At 64.9% G+C, this 15,801-nt stretch carries 16 protein-coding genes; 5 read left to right on the forward strand and 11 right to left on the reverse strand.

All coding sequences use genetic code 11. The features are described 5' to 3' along the window. Nucleotides 1-18 precede the first annotated feature (18 nt). Complete coding sequence (locus tag ASE69_RS19360; protein WP_056490157.1) at nt 19-612, reverse strand: DUF2846 domain-containing protein; 594 nt, start codon at nt 610-612, stop codon at nt 19-21. A gap of 227 nt (nt 613-839) precedes the next feature. Between ASE69_RS19360 and ASE69_RS19365 the strand changes: the two genes are divergently transcribed. Both ASE69_RS19365 and ASE69_RS21585 read left to right on the forward strand, forming a co-directional pair. After that, nucleotides 840-1,178, forward strand: coding sequence for a hypothetical protein (locus ASE69_RS19365; protein WP_056490160.1), 339 nt, complete (start codon nt 840-842; stop codon nt 1,176-1,178). Between the two features lie 77 nt (nt 1,179-1,255). Continuing rightward, complete coding sequence (locus ASE69_RS21585) at nt 1,256-2,212, forward strand: bifunctional methionine sulfoxide reductase B/A protein (RefSeq protein ID WP_082453245.1); 957 nt, start codon at nt 1,256-1,258, stop codon at nt 2,210-2,212. A gap of 19 nt (nt 2,213-2,231) precedes the next feature. Here ASE69_RS21585 and ASE69_RS19375 read toward each other — a convergent pair whose 3' ends face one another. Further along, the gene (locus ASE69_RS19375) at nt 2,232-2,606 is read right to left on the reverse strand and encodes a winged helix-turn-helix transcriptional regulator (protein ID WP_056490163.1); all 375 of its coding nucleotides are present in this window, start codon (nt 2,604-2,606) and stop codon (nt 2,232-2,234) included. A gap of 85 nt (nt 2,607-2,691) precedes the next feature. Here ASE69_RS19375 and ASE69_RS19380 point away from each other — a divergent pair, with 85 nt between their 5' ends. Both ASE69_RS19380 and ASE69_RS19385 read left to right on the forward strand, forming a co-directional pair. Beyond that, nucleotides 2,692-3,426, forward strand: a complete 735-nt coding sequence (locus ASE69_RS19380; RefSeq protein ID WP_056490196.1) for an SDR family NAD(P)-dependent oxidoreductase — start codon at nt 2,692-2,694, stop codon at nt 3,424-3,426. 165 nt (nt 3,427-3,591) lie between these two features. Further along, nucleotides 3,592-5,418: a DUF885 domain-containing protein gene (locus tag ASE69_RS19385; protein ID WP_056490199.1), complete on the forward strand. Its 1,827-nt coding sequence runs from the start codon at nt 3,592-3,594 to the stop codon at nt 5,416-5,418. Nucleotides 5,419-5,546: 128 nt separating this feature from the next. Here ASE69_RS19385 and ASE69_RS19390 read toward each other — a convergent pair whose 3' ends face one another. From ASE69_RS19390 to ASE69_RS19430, 9 genes are read right to left on the reverse strand one after another with little or no spacing between them, the layout of a single operon-like run. Continuing rightward, a complete protein-coding gene (locus ASE69_RS19390) occupies nt 5,547-7,223 on the reverse strand; it encodes a GMC family oxidoreductase (RefSeq protein ID WP_056490202.1) in 1,677 nt (558 codons plus the stop codon). 38 nt (nt 7,224-7,261) lie between these two features. Beyond that, nucleotides 7,262-8,095, reverse strand: a complete 834-nt coding sequence (locus tag ASE69_RS19395) for a sugar phosphate isomerase/epimerase family protein (RefSeq protein WP_056490205.1) — start codon at nt 8,093-8,095, stop codon at nt 7,262-7,264. Then, nucleotides 8,092-8,673, reverse strand: coding sequence for a gluconate 2-dehydrogenase subunit 3 family protein (locus ASE69_RS19400; RefSeq protein ID WP_056490210.1), 582 nt, complete (start codon nt 8,671-8,673; stop codon nt 8,092-8,094). The genes ASE69_RS19395 and ASE69_RS19400 overlap by 4 nt, the downstream gene beginning before the upstream one ends. After that, nucleotides 8,670-9,503, reverse strand: a complete 834-nt coding sequence (locus tag ASE69_RS19405; protein ID WP_056490212.1) for a DUF1080 domain-containing protein — start codon at nt 9,501-9,503, stop codon at nt 8,670-8,672. Before ASE69_RS19405 ends, ASE69_RS19400 begins: the two co-directional genes overlap by 4 nt. Continuing rightward, a complete protein-coding gene (locus ASE69_RS19410) occupies nt 9,500-10,411 on the reverse strand; it encodes a hydroxypyruvate isomerase family protein (protein WP_056490213.1) in 912 nt (303 codons plus the stop codon). The genes ASE69_RS19405 and ASE69_RS19410 overlap by 4 nt, the downstream gene beginning before the upstream one ends. Before the next feature lie 13 nt (nt 10,412-10,424). Beyond that, a complete protein-coding gene (locus tag ASE69_RS19415; protein WP_235518991.1) occupies nt 10,425-10,811 on the reverse strand; it encodes a c-type cytochrome in 387 nt (128 codons plus the stop codon). Beyond that, the gene (locus ASE69_RS19420) at nt 10,808-11,953 is read right to left on the reverse strand and encodes a Gfo/Idh/MocA family protein (protein ID WP_056490218.1); all 1,146 of its coding nucleotides are present in this window, start codon (nt 11,951-11,953) and stop codon (nt 10,808-10,810) included. Before ASE69_RS19420 ends, ASE69_RS19415 begins: the two co-directional genes overlap by 4 nt. After that, a complete protein-coding gene (locus tag ASE69_RS19425) occupies nt 11,950-13,014 on the reverse strand; it encodes a sugar phosphate isomerase/epimerase family protein (protein WP_056490220.1) in 1,065 nt (354 codons plus the stop codon). Before ASE69_RS19425 ends, ASE69_RS19420 begins: the two co-directional genes overlap by 4 nt. Continuing rightward, nucleotides 13,011-14,261 (reverse strand): MFS transporter, encoded by a 1,251-nt coding sequence (locus ASE69_RS19430; RefSeq protein WP_235518992.1) that lies wholly within the window; start codon nt 14,259-14,261, stop codon nt 13,011-13,013. The genes ASE69_RS19425 and ASE69_RS19430 overlap by 4 nt, the downstream gene beginning before the upstream one ends. A 125-nt stretch (nt 14,262-14,386) precedes the next feature. On the opposite strand from ASE69_RS19430, the gene ASE69_RS19435 reads away from it, so the two are divergent. Beyond that, complete coding sequence (locus ASE69_RS19435) at nt 14,387-15,394, forward strand: LacI family DNA-binding transcriptional regulator (protein WP_056490226.1); 1,008 nt, start codon at nt 14,387-14,389, stop codon at nt 15,392-15,394. Nucleotides 15,395-15,801: the final 407 nt, after the last annotated feature.

Below are 15,801 nucleotides of genomic sequence, written 5' to 3' on the forward strand. Positions count from 1 at the left end.
GACGGCGCCTTCACGCGGCTATGCGACCGAAGTCGATCGATTGGTCCATTCGATCATTTTAGTTGTCGAGACGGCGGTTTGCGCTTCCGTGCCGACGATCCGCTCCTGCGTCGTCGTCGAGTGCAGCGACTGGACCTTCAGCATCGCCAGGATCACCACGACGTCGCCGCCCTGCACGGACAACGTGGTTTCGGAATTCGACGGCTTGATGCCGTTGCGCGCCATCGCGGTCTCGACGGTGTACGTGCCGGGCGGGACCTCGGCCATGACGAACTGGTTCATCCGGATCTGTCCCGACGCGACGCCGTGGATGTCGATCTTCATACCGGCCATGCCACCCATGAAGCCGCGCCGCACGACATAGATCCGCGCGCTACCCACAGTCGGCCGAAGCGTCCGCGCGTCCGCAATAAGCGCGGGCGGCGCAGTCTTACCGACCCTATTGCCGGACAGCGACCAGATCACGAACGCAATGGCGGCGACGAACAGCCCTCCAAAGATCACGACCGCTGCGCCGCCGGACAAGGATTGCGCCCCCGTCATGCCGAATATCACGCCGAAGAATGCAGCTATCCCGGTGAGAACAAACCATTTTGTATTCTTCGGCCTCATACCTACTCCTCGGATATTCTACAGCGCTTCACAATTATTCGCCGGTCTTTGCCGATTATTGTTCGCGTAATAGCTCGCTACATTGCACGATCAAGGCCACCGCGCTGAACGATCGAACACCGCGGGTCGCTTTTTCCTGCCGTGCGCGGCCGGCACCAGCCGACTGTCGCAACGGCGCCCGCCCCGCTAAGGAAGGCGCCGCAATCATCGGGACGTGAGACAGACGCATGGCGCGCAAACATTCGAAACACGGTCCCTATGAAGATCCGCAGGCCGAGGAGGACGCGCCCATCGCGATCGTCTCGTGCTGGCTATGTGGTCGCCCGACCGGCAAGACCATCGTCTGGCACCATCCCGTCCCCAAGAGCCGGGGCGGCCGCGACGTCGTGCCGATGCATCCGATCTGCCAGCAGACGCTGACCGCGAACTTCACCAATTCCGAGCTGCAACGCCACGGCATGGACGTCGAGGGGCTGCTGGCCGACCCGGCGGTACGCAAGTTCGTCGACTGGGTCGCGAACAAGGACCCCGATTTCACTGCGACGCTGACCAAGAAACAGCGCTGATCGCAGGGCGCCGGTGCCCGCCCCTACCTCGACAGCGAGATGACGGCACACCACATTCCAGTCAACGGAGTGCCGCCATGACCAGTTACCGCAAGACCGAAGATGCCGTCGCCGCGCTGACGCCCGAACAATACCGAGTGACGCAGGAGAATGCGACCGAGCGTCCCGGTTCCGGTGCGTTGCTGCACACCAAGGATGCGGGGATCTACGTCGACATCGTCTCGGGCGAGCCGCTGTTCGCCAGTGCCGATAAATACGAGTCCGGTTGTGGTTGGCCGAGCTTCACGCGGCCGATCGAACCGGCGAACGTCAAGGCCAGGCGCGACTGGTCGATGCTGATCCCGCGTACCGAAGTTCGCTCGGCGCATGGCGACAGTCACCTGGGTCACGTCTTCAAGGACGGTCCGCGAAGCCGGGGGGGCCTGCGCTACTGCATAAATTCGGCGGCGTTGCGCTTCGTCCCGCGCGGGGAGATGGCCGCGCAAGGCTATGCCGCGTATCTCGATCAGGTCGAGGAAGCCCCGGCCAGAACCGAACGCGCGGTACTCGCGGGCGGATGCTTCTGGGGGATGCAGGACCTGATCCGCGCGTTGCCCGGCGTGGTCTCGACCCGCGTCGGCTATTCGGGCGGGGACATCGCCAATGCGACGTACCGCCGCCACGGCGCCCATGCCGAAGCGATCGAGATCGTCTTCGATCCGGCGCGCACCAGTTTCCGCACGCTGCTCGAATTCTTCTTCCAGATCCACGATCCGACGACGGTCAACCGGCAGGGCAACGACCGCGGCGTGAGCTACCGCTCCGCGATCTTCTACACCGGCGACGATCAGAAAAGGGTCGCGCAGGAGACGATCGCCGACGTCGAGGCATCGGGCCTATGGCCGGGCAAGGTCGTGACCGAACTCTCCCCGGTCGGCGATTTCTGGCAGGCCGAGCCCGAGCACCAGAATTACCTCGAGCGCAAGCCGAACGGCTATACCTGCCATTTCGTCCGCCCGAACTGGAAGCTGCCGCGCCGCGCCGAAGCGGCCTAGGCGCGGCGCGAGTATGGGTTCAGCCCGCCTCGCGCTGCCAGTTGTCGCGCTCGGCGAACACGCGCGTGACCTCCGCCATGTTCTCGGTCCCCCAGGTGCACAGCGGCGCCAGCGCCTCGGCGAGGCTTCGGCCCATTGGCGTCAGCGTATAATCGACCCGCGGCGGGACCTCATGGTGATCCGTCCGCGTCAGCACGGCGTCCGCCTCCAGTTCCTTCAATTGCTGGATCAGCATCTTGTCGCTGACGCCGCGCACCGCACGCTTAAGCTCCCCGTAGCGGTTGGGCCGCTGCAACAGGAAATACAGGATCAGCGGTTTCCATTTTCCCGCGATGATGCGGAGCGTGACGTCCAGGCCGCAGGTGAAGCCATCGGTCGGGGGTGAAATTGTCATAACCTGGTACTTACCAAAAGGTGCATACTTGTCGATAGGTATGCGGTCCGCCAGCTAAGGATCTTCGCAACCACGGAGACGACAGATGGACAGACTGAACGGCAAGACGGCGATCGTGACCGGCGGCGGCAGCGGGATCGGCCTCGCATCGGCCAAGCGCTTCATCAACGAGGGCGCGTTCGTCTACATCTTCGGGCGGCGGCAGGACGCGCTCGACGCGGCACTCGTCGAACTCGGCGAGAATGCCCGCGCGATCAGCGGTTCGGTATCCGACATGGCCGACCTGGATCGCCTGTTCGAGACGGTCCGGACGGAGCGCGGATCGCTCGACATCCTGTTCGCCAATGCCGGTACCGGCGAGCTCGTCCCGCTCGGCGAAATCACGCCGGAGCATTACGACCGGACGTTCGACGTCAACGTAAAAGGGCTGCTGTTCACGGTGCAGAAGGCATTGCCGCTGATGCGGTCGGGCGGCTCGATCATCCTCACCGGGTCCAGCACGAGCGTGATGGGAACGCCGCGGTTCAGCGTCTACAGCGCGACCAAGGCGGCGATCCGCAATTTCGCGCGCAGCTGGGCGCTCGATCTGCGCGGCACCGGCATTCGCGTCAACGTGCTGTCGCCGGGACCGACCAGGACCGAACTCGCGCTTGAGGTCGTCGGCGAGGATGCGATGGCGGAAATGGGCGCTGGCACCCCGATCGGCCGGATCGGCGACCCCGCGGAAATCGCCGCTGCCGCCGCGTTCCTGGCGTCCGCGGACAGCAGCTTGATGACCGGCAGCGAGATGTTCGTCGACGGCGGCGTCGCACAGATCTGAATGACGCGAGGCTGTGCCGCTAGCGGTGCAGCCTCGCCCAGTTTCGACGGAGCTTCGAAAGGGTCGAGCGCGCCCGCTCGGTGCAGTTCGGGCGGGCACGGGCGGCGCTTGCGGGAAATCCTGCCGCATCCTACCCCCGTGTCATCGCATTCAAAGGAACACGCGTTGTCCGTCAAATTGCTGCTTGCCGCTTTCCTTTCCACGACCGTCGGCAGCGCCGCGGCGAGTGCGCAGGCGCTGCCGCCTCCCGTCGCGCAGCCCGGTGAGAGTGCGGACGATGCGCGGCTCAAGCGGGTGTTTTATGACAGCGACGAGGCGAGCCTGAAACGCAATCCGATCGAGGGGATCTTCCGCGGTGATTTGCGCTATGCGGACCGGCTCGGCGATTATCTGACCGATGCGTATCTGGCCGCCGAACGCGCGGCGATCGAGCATGATCTGGCCGCGCTCAAGACGATCGACCGGACGAAGCTGACCGCGACCGACCAGATCGCGTACGACGTGTTCAAGACGCGCAACGAGACCGACCTTGCCGGCTACGCCCCCGCGATCGTCAGGGTCGAGCGCGACTTGCCGATCGACCATTTCAACGGGTTCCAGACCTTCTATCCCGACCTCGCATCCGGCAAGGGCGCAGCGCCGTTCAAGACGCTCGTCGATTATGAGAACAACCTGAAGCGCAACGCGCAATATACCGCGGTGCTCGACCGCGCGATCGGACTGTTCCGCCAGGGCATGAAGGATAGGATCGTCCAGCCGAAGCTGGTCGTGACCAACATGATCCAGGAGTTCGACAACCTCATCGCGGAGGGCGTCGAAGGATCGACCTTCTACGGGCCGGTGAATACCTTCCCCGCGTCGATCTCGGCGGCCGACCAGACGCGACTGAAGGCGGCCTATGCGGCGCAGATCCGCGATGTCATCACGCCTGCGCACCAGCGGATGCGGGACTTTCTCGCCAAGACGTACCTGCCGGTTGCGCGCGACACGGTAGGCTTGTCCGCGCTGCCCGGGGGCGATGCCTATTATGCCTATCTGATCCGCAAGAACACCACGCTGCCGATGACCGCCGAGCAGGTACACCAGCTCGGCCTGTCCGAGGTCGCGCGGATCCTGAAGGGGATGGAGACGCAGAAGCAGGCGGTCGGGTTCAAGGGCGACCTGCCCGCGTTCTTCACCTTCCTGCGGACCGACAAGCAGTTCCAGCCGAGTTCGGTCGACCAGTTGCGCGACGGCTATCGTGCGATCGAAAAGCGCATCGACCAGCGCATTCCCGAGCAATTCTCGCTGACGCCGAAGACCGCGCTCGAGATCCGCCCGGTCCCGGCCTTCAAGGAAAAGACCGAGGCCGGTGGCTCGTATCAGGGCGGAACGCCTGACGGCTTGCGGCCTGGGGTATTCTATTACAATACCTACGACCTGCCCTCGCGCTACATGTGGGAGATGGAGACGCTGTTCCTGCACGAGGGCGTGCCGGGGCATCATTTCCAGATCAGTCTCGCGCAGGAGAACACCGCGCTGCCAGCCTTCATGCGGTTCGGTGGCAACACCGCGTATGTCGAAGGATGGGCGCTGTATGCCGAGAGCCTGTGGAAGGAGTTGGGCATGGAGACCGATCCGTATCAGCGGATGGGTGGGCTGAACGACGAAATGCTGCGCGCGATGCGGCTGGTCGTCGACAGCGGCATCCATGCCAAGGGTTGGACGCGCGATCAGGCGATCGACTATATGCTCGCCAATTCGCCGATGGCGCGAACCGATGCGACTGCCGAGGTGGAGCGCTACATCGCGATTCCCGGCCAGGCGCTGGCGTACAAGATCGGCCAGCTGACGATCGCGCGGACCAAGGCGAAGGCGCAGGCGGCGCTCGGCGCGAAGTTCGATCCGCGCGACTTCCATGCGCAGGTGCTCGATACCGGATCGCTGCCGATGCCGGTGCTCGAACGCAAGATCGACGCCTGGATCGCTGCCGGCGGCGGGGCAGCGAAATAATCGTACGGGCGCTACCCTGCTAGAATGGTTCGGTTGGCGCTTGGTGGACAGGGTTTATCCCTGCCTCGCCAAGCGCCAGTCATGAACCGCGGTGGGGACGACGCGTGAGCAGCTTGACCGCCTCGCGCCTAAGCCTTTCTCAGCGATTTGACCGCATGATCGGCGGCGCGCGCGGTCAGGGCCATGAAGGTCAGCGACGGGTTCACGCACGAGATCGATGCCATCTGCGCGCCGTCGGTGACGTAGAGGTTCGACGCAGCGTGCGCCTGACTCCATTCGTTGAGCACCGAGGTGCGCGGGTCGCGGCCCATGCGAGCACCGCCCATTTCGTGGATCGCGTCGCCGGGGACGTGCTCGCTCTCCGAACTCTTGACGTTGGTCAGCCCCGCTCCTTTCAGCATCGCCTCGCCCTGCGCCCGTGCGTCGGTCATCATCTTCAGTTCGTTGTCGCGGAAGCGGACGTCGAAGCGGACGAGCGGGACACCGAACCGGTCGACCTTGCTGGCGTGTAGCGAAACCTTGTTGTCGGCATAGGGCAGGCATTCGCCGAACGCGCCCATGCTGAAGCGCCAAGGCGCGTATTTGCGCATGCCCTGCTTCATCGATGCACCGAACCCGACCGGCGCGGCGGGATTGCGATACGCGCTGCCCTGATAGCCATAGCCACGCTTGAAGCCGACGCCCTCGTCGCCGCCGATATTGCGGAAACGCGGCACGTAGACGCCGCCCGGACGACGACCGAATTCGATGAACTCCTCCATGCCCGGGATATCGCCTTCGATCCCGACGCGGAAGATGTGGTCCATCACGTAGCGGCCGAGCGTGCCGCTCTCGTCGAAATAGCTGCGGTCGCTGCCCGGTGCTCGCGAGTTCAGCAGGATCTGCGTCGAGGCGATCGCCGACGCGCAGAGGAAGACGAGGTCGGCGTTGACGGTTTGCGCCTGGCCGGTCTTGGCATCGATATAGCGGACGCCCGTCACCTTCTTGCGCGCCGCGTCATATACGAGGTTGGTGACGACCGAGTCCGACTCGAGCGTCAGCCGGCCGGTCGCGCGCGCGGCTGGCAAGGTGACGGCCTGGGTCGAGAAATAGGCACCGAACGAGCAGCCATTGCCGCACTGGTTGCGGAACTGGCATTTCGTGCGGTTCTGGTCGGGCTTGTCCTCGGTCATGTTCGACAGCCGCGTGTTGATGAGTTTGCGGCCGGGGAACTTGGATTCGAGACCCTGCTTCAACCACTTCTCGGCGACGTTCATCGGCATCGGCGGCTGGAACTCGCTGTCGGGCAAATAGGCGAGGTTCTCGCGCGAGCCCGACACGCCGATGTATTTCTCGACATAGCTGTACCACGGCGCGACGTCGTCGTAGCGGATCGGCCAGTCGCCATCGAGGCCGTCGCGCTTGTTCGCTTCGAAGTCCTGCGGGCTCCAGCGGAAGCACCAACGTCCCCAGATCAACGACTTGCCACCGACTGCGCCGGGCCGGATCCAGTAGAACTTGCTGCCCTCGTCATAGGCGTACGGGTTCAGCCGGTCGTCGTTGTGGAACTCGCGGTTGCTGGGCTGGACATAGCCGTGCTTGGCGATGAAATAGTCGCTGTCCACCAATGGCTTTGGCATGATGTTGCGCGCGGGCACCTCGTATGCGGGCTTGCCATCATAGGTGTAGCCTTCGCCATGCTCGACCATCTTGCCGCGATCGAGCATCAGGACGCGGAGGCCCTTCTCGGTCAATTCCTTCGCAGCGAAACCGCCGCTGACGCCCGAACCGATTACGATCGCGTCGAACCTGTTGGTCTCGGCCATGATCTTCCTCTCCTAATCTCTTGTAAGAACGTGCCCGATCAGAAACGAAGCGCGCGCAACGTCCGGAAGCTCGTGGTGATGTCCGGTAGATAGGGCGCGGGAGCCTGATCGTTCTCGACGTAGAAATGCCGGACGCCAGCGCTGCCCTTCAGCTTGAACAGCGCGGCGAAATCGACCGTGCCCGCGCCGACCGCCGCCATGCTGCGATCGGGGCGCATGTCCTTGACGTGATAGGCGGAGATCCGCTGCGAGAGGCGCTCGATCAGCGTCGTCAGGTTCTCGCCGGCATGCAGCGCCCAGTAGAGATCGAGTTCGAGCTTCACGAGCGCGGGATCGGTCTCTTTCAGCAGCCGCTCGTACAGGCTGACGCCCCCTGGCTTCGTGGTGAATTCGAAATCGTGGTTGTGATACGCGAAGCCCAGCCCGGCCTTTTTCAGGTCGGTGGCGAACCGGTTGAAGTTCGGCAGTGCCGCGGTCCAGCCCGCTTCGTTGCGATGCTCGTCGGTCATGTACGGCAGCACGACGGTGGTCGCGCCGAGCGTCTTGGCCATCGTCACCGACTGGTCGAACCGCTGGAGCAGCGCGTCGTAGCCGATGTGCACCGATGGCGCGGTCAGGCCGAGCTTGTCCATCGTCCGGCGCAGCATCGCGTGGTCCATGCCCTCATAGCCGCCACCACCGAATTCGACCTCGCGGTAGCCGATCTTGGCGACCTGCCCGAGCGTGCCGAACGGGTCCTTCGAGAAGATGTCGCGGATCGTGTAGAGTTGCAGGCCGATCGCCTTCAACTGTGCCGCGGAGGCAGTCGGGACGAACGCGAGGGCGGCGACCGCGCCGGAGCCGGCGAGCAGATTTCTACGGCTGAGGATCATGCGGAATACACCTTGTTGACCTGAGAATAGGGGAATGCGCCGTTATACTCGCCCGGCACTGGCAGGTATTCGCGCTCCTGCGTCATGCCGATCTCCGACGTGTAATAGCCGGTCACGACGAGCTGTCGAAACGCCTCGAAGAAGACCGCGCCGGACGGGATCTGGTCGTTCATCGCCAGCGTGAGGAGTGCGTCGTGCTGCGCCGCGGTCGCCTTTGCGCCGGCGACCTTATAGTCCGCCAAGCTTCGCGCCTCGATCGCGTCGAGGCCGGCGAGGATCGGCACGCGGTCGGCCGGCGCGGCCCAGTCGGCGAGCAGCTTCTCGATATAGGCGGGCACGCCCGCGGCTATCGCGCCTGGCGTATCGGTGGCCGGCAGCACGCGTTCGCTAAGCGCGGTCATTAGGGCGCGCTGGGGGGCCGTGAAGACCGCGACGCTGGGCGGCCCTTCGCTGATGACGGGGATCCCCGCCGCCGCGCCGGGGGCCTGGCCGACCCCTGCGGCGCGCGCGATGGGCGCATACAAAGCCGTGCCGAACATGGCGACGACACCGGCGAGTGCTGTTCTGCGGTCGATCATTTACCGTCCTTCTTCAGGTCCTGCGCGATCGCCGCTTCGGTCAGCGGACGGACCCAGATGTTGCGGAACGAAACCGGCGAGTCGTGATCCTGGAGCTGGATCGGTGCGGCATCGGCGTGCGCGGTGTAACTGGCGACCTTGCGCCAGATGGTGGTGCCGAGCATCGCCTGATGGTTCTGGACGAGCACGCCGTTAAGCAACGCAGTGACGTAGGCCGGGCGGAGCAGGCTGCCGTCGGCAGCGAAGCGGGGGCGCTCGAACACGATGTCGTAGGTCTGCCATTCGCCGGGCCGGCGCGCGGCGTTCACCAGTGGCGGCTTCCAGCCATAGACCGCGCCGACGGTGCCATCGGCATATGTCGGGTTCTGCGAGCCATCGAGGATCTGCAGTTCGTAGCGCTGCATGAACCAGATGCCGCTGTTGCCGCGATCCTGCGACGTCTTGGTCGGCGGGTTGGGTGAGCGAAATTCGAGGTGCATCTGCACGTCGCCGAAGCTCTGCTTCGAGACGAGGTTGTTCTCGCCGCCGCTCTTCGCGCGCGAGGGGATCGTGAGCGCACCGTTGGCGATCGGCCAAGCGATGCGATCGGGCTTCCAGGCGTCGAGCGAACGCCCGTCGAACAGCATGATTGCGTCGGCAGGCGGACCGCCGGGGGTGGGAGCGGGTGCAACGACGATCGGCGCAGGCCGGTCGGCGTCGTGGACCCGCCATTGGCCGCCGGGCAGCATCGGCGTATCCTTGAAGCCGGGTTTGTCCTGTGCCGCAACTGGCCCCGCCAGCGCCACGACGACGCTCGCCATCAACACCGTCTTCATTCCGATCCCCTTCATGCTGCGTCGATCTCGCGATAGGCGGCGATCAGGCGATCCTCGCCCGCGCGTCCGGCTATCGAATTGCCGTGTTCCATGCCGATCACGCCGGTGTAGCGTTGCGCCTTCAGCCACTTCACGATCGAGGCGAAGTTGATCTCGCCGGTCGACGGCTCGCTGCGGCCCGGATTGTCGCCGAACTGGATATAGCCGATCTCGCTCCAACAGGTCGCCAGCGTCGGGATCAGGTTCCCCGACTGAATCTGCTCGTGATACAGGTCGGCGAGGATCTTCACCGCCGGGCTGTTGGCACCGCGCGCGACCGCATAGCCTTGCGAAATCGTTTGCATATAGACGCCAGGATGGTTGGTCCGCGTGTTGAGCGGCTCCATCACCATCGCCGTGCCCGACGGCGCGACGATATCGCCCGCGCGGCGCATCACGTCGATCACGCGCGCCGTCTGGATATCCACGGGCACCTTCGGGTCCATGAAGCCGGTGACCACGGTCATCCGCGTTGCGTTCAGCCGCTTGGCGACGTCGAGCGAGGCGCGGATGTCGGCGAGGAACGCCTCGCGCTCGGCGCCGTCGTTAGCGCCGAGAAGCGGCCGCGACTTCGACCATTTGGGCATGCTGGCGACGAACACGCCCATCGTCATGCCACGCTGCGCCAAAGCCTTGGCCATCTGCTCCTGTTCGGCCACCGTTCGCGTTGCGGCCTCATTGTCCTCCCAGGCGGTGAACCCCTGATCGGCGGCGTACGCGATCTGCTCGATCCGTCCGCCACGACTGGCGAAGCTGCCCTCGTGCGGCGCGTAACCGAGCGAGAACCGTGCGGCGTTGCTACCGCGGCGCTGGGCGGCGATCCCGGCGGGGACCAGCGATGCCGCTGCACCGGCGGCAAGCAAGGTACGGCGCGAGAGCGTCATGCGCGCGGCGCGATCACTTCGCGCCCTCCGCTTTCAGGTACGCGATGATCGCAGCACGTTTGGCGGCATCGGGCGTCGCGATCGGCATCCGCGTGCCCGGCACCTTCTTCTGGGGGGCGGCGAGATATTCGTTGAGCGTCTGCTCGTCCCAGCGCAGCTTCGACCCCTTCATCGCGGCCGAATAGTTGAAGCCGGGCGTCGCGGCGGCGGCACGGCCGACCACGCCGTACAGGTTCGGGCCTATGCCGTTGCGGCCACCCTTCACGACGGTGTGGCACGCGCGGCAGGCGGCGAACGCCGGGGGTGAGGCTGCAGTCGATTGCGCGGCGGTCGGCACGGATATCGTGACCGCCGCAACCGCCGCGATGCTTCCCGCGACGAAGGCCATGAGCAACTTCATTCCGTGTCTCCCGAATCCATTGATGTCCATTTCCGGTCCGACCCGGCGTTGGCGATCACCGCCTCGATGAACCGCATCGTGCGCAGGCCATCGGTCACGCCTGGAAACCAACGGTCGTTGCCATCGCCGCGGATCGCTGAGGCGAATGCGCGGTAGAGGTTGGCGAACGCCTCGATATAGCCCTCGGGATGTCCCGCCGGGGTACGCACCAGCGTGGCGGTCGCGTCGAGCATGCCGGGGCCGCCGGTCCGCACGATCTCGGTCGGACGATCGAGCCAGCGCAGCGTCAGCGTGTTGGGCTCCATCTGTGACCAGTCGAGCCCGCCGCGTTCGCCGTGGATGCGCAACCGCAGCCCGTTCTCCTCGCCCGCCGCCACTTGGCTCGCCTTGAGCACGCCTCGCGCGCGGCCCTCGAAGCGGAGCAATGCGCTGACGTCGTCATCGAGCCGGCGGCCCTCGACATGCGTGGTGAGGTCCGCAGAGACCGATTGCACCGACAGGCCGGAGACATGCTCGGCGAGCTGGAACGCATGCGTGCCGATGTCGCCTAGACAGCCGCCAAGCCCGGCGCGCGCGGGATCCGTGCGCCATTCGGCCTGCTTGTTGCCGTCGGTGTCGATCGGTCGGCTGAGCCAGCCTTGCAGATATTCGACCTGGACTAGGCGGATCGCGCCCAGATCGCCGCGTTCGACCCGTGCGCGCGCCTCTTCAATCATCGGGTAGCCGCTATATGTGAACGCCAGTGCGAACTGGCGGCCGCTGGCCTTGGCGGCAGCGGCGATCGCGTCGGCCTCGACGACGTTCATCGCCATCGGCTTTTCGCAGAACACGTGGAAGCCGGCGTCGAGCGCGGCGATCGCCATTGGCGCGTGAAGGTGGTTCGGCGTAACGATCGCGAGCGCTTCGATCCGCTCATCCGCGGGCAATGTGCGTTCGTGCGCAATCAATGTTTCAAGCGACGGATAGACGCGCTGCGCATCCAGTCCGAGCAGCTCGCCGGTGCGCGTGTTGCGCCCGCCATCGGTGCTGAATGCGCCCGCGACCAGATCCCAATCGCCGTCGAGCGCAGCCGCCATCTGGTGGACAGCGCCTATAAAGGCCCCCTCCCCGCCGCCGGCCATACCGAGACGGAGACGGCTCATGCCTGCTCCTCCGACAGTCCGAGCAGCTTGCGGATAGCGGCGCGATCGATGCCGCTGGCGGCGAAGTCATCGAATGGGCGCTCGGTCTTGCGGATGATATGGTCGCGGATGAACGGCGCGCCTTCGCGGGCTCCGTCATCGGACCGTTTTAGCGCGCACTCCCATTCGAGAACCGCCCAGCCGTCATAGCCGTATTGCGCCATCTTGCTGAAGATGCCGGAGAAATCGACCTGCCCGTCGCCGAGCGAGCGGAACCGGCCGGCGCGGTCGACCCAATTCTCGTAGCCGCCATAGACGCCGGTGCGACCGTTAGGGTTGAACTCGGCATCCTTGACGTGGAAGCACGAAATCCGGTCGTGATAGCGGTCGATGAAGTCGAGATAGTCGAGCTGCTGCAACACGAAGTGCGACGGATCGAACAAGAGGCGCGCACGGGGGTGGTTGTCGACGGCCGCCAGGAACCGCTCCCAGGTCGCGCCGTCATGGACGTCCTCGCCGGGATGCACCTCAAATGCGCAGTCGACGCCTGCTTCCTCGAACACGTCGAGGATCGGCGTCCACCGGCGCGCGAGTTCGGCAAACGCCTCCTCGATCAGCCCGGCGGGGCGTTGCGGCCAGGGGTAGACGTACGGCCATGCCAGCGCGCCGGAGAAGGTCGCATGCGCGGACAGGCCTAGGTTGGCACTCGCCCTCGCCGCCATTTTCACCTGCTCGACCGCCCAAAGCTGGCGCTCGGCAGGCTTGCCGTGGACTTCGGGCGGCGCGAAGCCGTCGAACAGCGTGTCGTACGCCGGATGCACCGCGACGAGCTGGCCTTGCAGATGGGTCGACAGTTCGGTGACTTCGATGCCGCGCTTTGCCAGTCGCCCGCGAAGATCGTCGCAGTACGTCTTGCTCTCGGCGGCGAGCTTCAGGTCGATCAGTTGCGCGTTGCAGGGGAGCTGGACCCCGACATAGCCAAGCCCGGCCGCCCATTCCGCCAACCCGTCGAGCGTATCGAACGGGGCCTTATCCCCAAGAAACTGCGCGAGGAAAATCCCCGGGCCCTTCATGCCGGTCATGCTGCGATCTTCCTGGTATCGTCGCGGAACGTGAACTGGAACAACAGCGCAATCACTGCTGCGGCGATCGCGGGATACCACCACATATGCTGCCAGTCGGCGATGGTCGGCGATGCGGGCAGCTGCGCGTACAGAAGCGCGCCGATCTGCGACCCGAGCAGCATACCGACGCCGTAGGTGAACAGCGTCAGCATGCCCTGCGCCTGCGCATTCACACCCTTCGGCGTGGCGATCGTGCCGGTGTAGATCGCGCCGGCGACGAAGAAGAAATCATAGCATACGCCGTGCAACGCGACGCCGAGATACACCGCCCAGATCGACGAACCGCCATCGCCGATCGCGAACAAGGCGTAGCGCAACGCCCATGCGGCCATGCCGACCAGCAGCAGCGGCTTCACGCCGAACCGGCGGTACAGCCACGGCATCGAGAACATGAAGACGAGCTCGGACATCTGCCCGATCGCGAGCGTCCCGCCGACGTTGCTGATCCCGGTCGCGCCGACATAGGGCGACGCATAGGCGTAATACATCGCTAGCGGGACCGAGATCAGCGTCGCGCAGGTCATGAAGATCAGGAACGAGCGCTGCTTGAGCAACCCGAACGCCTCGACGCACAACACCTGGCGTAGCACGCTCTCGTCGCGCGGCGCGTCCGCCGTCACGTTCGGCAGCGTGAAGCTGTAGAGCCCCAGCGCGATCGACACGACCGCCGCGACGCGGAAGATCTCAGGGCTCGCCGACAGCCCCGCCCAACCGATGATCAACCCCGCCGTGATCCAGCCCAGCGTGCCGAACGCACGGACGAACGGGAATTTGTCGGTCCGCTCGCCGAAGCTCTTCAGCGCGATCGTGTTCGCGAGACCGACCGTCGGCATGTAGAGGATCATGTAGCAGAGCAGCAGCCACACGAAGGTGCCGCCATTTTCCGGCGTGACCAGCGACGGCAGAACGAACAACAGCACGCCGCCTACCAGGTGCAGGATCACCATCAACATCCGCGGGCTGACGTACCGTGCCGCCGCCATGCCGAGCAGGAAAGACCCGACGATCGACGCGATCGGCCCGACCGAGAACGCGTTGCCGATGAGGTTGCCGATGCCGACAGTCTGCATGACGAGGCCGAGCGTGACGGTCCAGGCGCCCCACACGAAGAACTGCATGAACATCATCGCGCTCAGGCGGCCTGTCAGCAGACCACCCGACTGGGCCATGCCTGTTGAATATTGTGCAGTGTCCGCAACGGCCATTCGCCACCTCTCCGATCGCAGTTTTACTGCTTGTCGGACATGAAGCTACGGAGCCTCCAATCGAATGTAAAGGATTACATCGGATATAGATCGACAGTGCCGACGACCGGATACATGACGACCATATGCCGACGATCATCGAAGTGGCCGCTCTCGCAGGCGTCTCGACCGCCACGGTTTCGCGCGTTCTCAGCCGCCCCGAACAGGTGTCCGAAGAAACGCGGCGCCGTGTCCTGCAGGTCGTTCGCGAGTCCGGCTACACGCCCAACGTCGCCGCACGCAGCTTGCGGACGTTGCGCGCCGCCAAGATCCTGCTGACCGTCCCCGACATCTCCAACGCGTTCTTTGCCAGTGTCATCCGCGGCGCCGAAGAGGCCGCAAGGGACGCCGGCTATTCGGTCGTGGTCGGCGACACGCGGCACGATCCGGAGGTCGAGGACCAATATGCGGACATGCTCTCGCGCCGCGAAGTCGACGGGCTGATCTTCCTCGGCCACCGCCTGCCCGCCAGCCTCGCGCCGCTGCTGGCGCGCAAAGGCACCGCCGCACCGATCGTCAACGGTTGCGAATACAGCCCCGACCTCGGCGTCCCCAGCGTCCATATCGACAACGCCGCGGCGAGCGCCGACGCGATCCAGCACCTGATCGACCTCGGTCACCACAGGATCGGCGTGATCACCGGCCCGGAGATCAGCCCGATCAGCCGCGACCGCCTCGCCGGCGCGATCGACGCCGCGACCCGCGCCGGCCTGCGCGACAGTCTCTACATCCGGATCGGCGACTATTCCGCCGGCTCGGCCATCGGCCACACGCGCGACCTGATCGACAACGACGTCACCGCGATCTTCTGCTTCAGCGACGAGATGGCGATGGGCGCGCTCAGCGTGATCGGCGACGCAGGCCTCTCATGCCCAAATGACATCTCGGTGATGGGCTTCGACGATCTCCCGCTCGCGCGCTATTTTCAGCCGCCGCTGACCACGATCGCCCAACCCAAGGGCATGATCGGTCGCCGGACCGTTGAGCTTCTGGTCGACATCCTCCGCGGTGTCGAAAGCCCGTCGCAGCAGGTTACACTCCAACACGAACTCGTAATACGCAACAGCACCGCCCCCCCTGCTGTGGGCCTTTGACCAGCATCGAACTCAGCGATTGGCAGTTTTCGGCGAAGGGCCTGGCTCTACACCTGTCTCTTGCGGAGAATGGAGTTGGCGCCGAACATCGGGCGCGATCAGGGACGAGATCGTCCAACAGCGACCAGTTAACCTAATAGGGCTCCATATTCCGGACCGATAACAGGCACCATGACTCGCTACCGCGACGCTGAACCTCGCCGCTACAGTCCGACTGCCATTGTCCGATATCGGCAAACACCAGTTGGAACTAGGTTCGAAGATACCGAAGATTTAAGGTGGTGCCGCTTACAGGACTCGAACCTGTGACTGAGGTGGCCCCCTAAATGACCTGACAGGGCCCCGCTCTTAGATAAGAGTGAGGCATATGACTGACGGTACGACCAGGCGTTACAACGATGGCGAGG

Source organism: Sphingomonas sp. Leaf208 (assembly GCF_001421415.1).
Classification (GTDB): Bacteria; Pseudomonadota; Alphaproteobacteria; order Sphingomonadales; family Sphingomonadaceae; genus Sphingomonas.

What these genes read in the sequence shown, in the direction of transcription:
- ASE69_RS19400 (WP_056490210.1), bottom strand. Translation starts at nt 8,673, where the DNA reads ATGATCGACCGCAGAACAGCACTCGCCGGTGTCGTCGCCATGTTCGGC.
- ASE69_RS19410 (WP_056490213.1), bottom strand. Translation starts at nt 10,411, where the DNA reads ATGACGCTCTCGCGCCGTACCTTGCTTGCCGCCGGTGCAGCGGCATCG.
- ASE69_RS19435 (WP_056490226.1), top strand. Translation starts at nt 14,387, where the DNA reads ATGCCGACGATCATCGAAGTGGCCGCTCTCGCAGGCGTCTCGACCGCC.
- ASE69_RS19395 (WP_056490205.1), bottom strand. Translation starts at nt 8,095, where the DNA reads ATGATCCTCAGCCGTAGAAATCTGCTCGCCGGCTCCGGCGCGGTCGCC.
- ASE69_RS19390 (WP_056490202.1), bottom strand. Translation starts at nt 7,223, where the DNA reads ATGGCCGAGACCAACAGGTTCGACGCGATCGTAATCGGTTCGGGCGTC.
- ASE69_RS19425 (WP_056490220.1), bottom strand. Translation starts at nt 13,014, where the DNA reads ATGACCGGCATGAAGGGCCCGGGGATTTTCCTCGCGCAGTTTCTTGGG.
- ASE69_RS19405 (WP_056490212.1), bottom strand. Translation starts at nt 9,503, where the DNA reads ATGAAGGGGATCGGAATGAAGACGGTGTTGATGGCGAGCGTCGTCGTG.
- ASE69_RS19365 (WP_056490160.1), top strand. Translation starts at nt 840, where the DNA reads ATGGCGCGCAAACATTCGAAACACGGTCCCTATGAAGATCCGCAGGCC.
- ASE69_RS19430 (WP_235518992.1), bottom strand. Translation starts at nt 14,261, where the DNA reads ATGGCCGTTGCGGACACTGCACAATATTCAACAGGCATGGCCCAGTCG.
- ASE69_RS19360 (WP_056490157.1), bottom strand. Translation starts at nt 612, where the DNA reads ATGAGGCCGAAGAATACAAAATGGTTTGTTCTCACCGGGATAGCTGCA.
- ASE69_RS19380 (WP_056490196.1), top strand. Translation starts at nt 2,692, where the DNA reads ATGGACAGACTGAACGGCAAGACGGCGATCGTGACCGGCGGCGGCAGC.
- ASE69_RS21585 (WP_082453245.1), top strand. Translation starts at nt 1,256, where the DNA reads ATGACCAGTTACCGCAAGACCGAAGATGCCGTCGCCGCGCTGACGCCC.
- ASE69_RS19375 (WP_056490163.1), bottom strand. Translation starts at nt 2,606, where the DNA reads ATGACAATTTCACCCCCGACCGATGGCTTCACCTGCGGCCTGGACGTC.
- ASE69_RS19420 (WP_056490218.1), bottom strand. Translation starts at nt 11,953, where the DNA reads ATGAGCCGTCTCCGTCTCGGTATGGCCGGCGGCGGGGAGGGGGCCTTT.
- ASE69_RS19415 (WP_235518991.1), bottom strand. Translation starts at nt 10,811, where the DNA reads ATGAAGTTGCTCATGGCCTTCGTCGCGGGAAGCATCGCGGCGGTTGCG.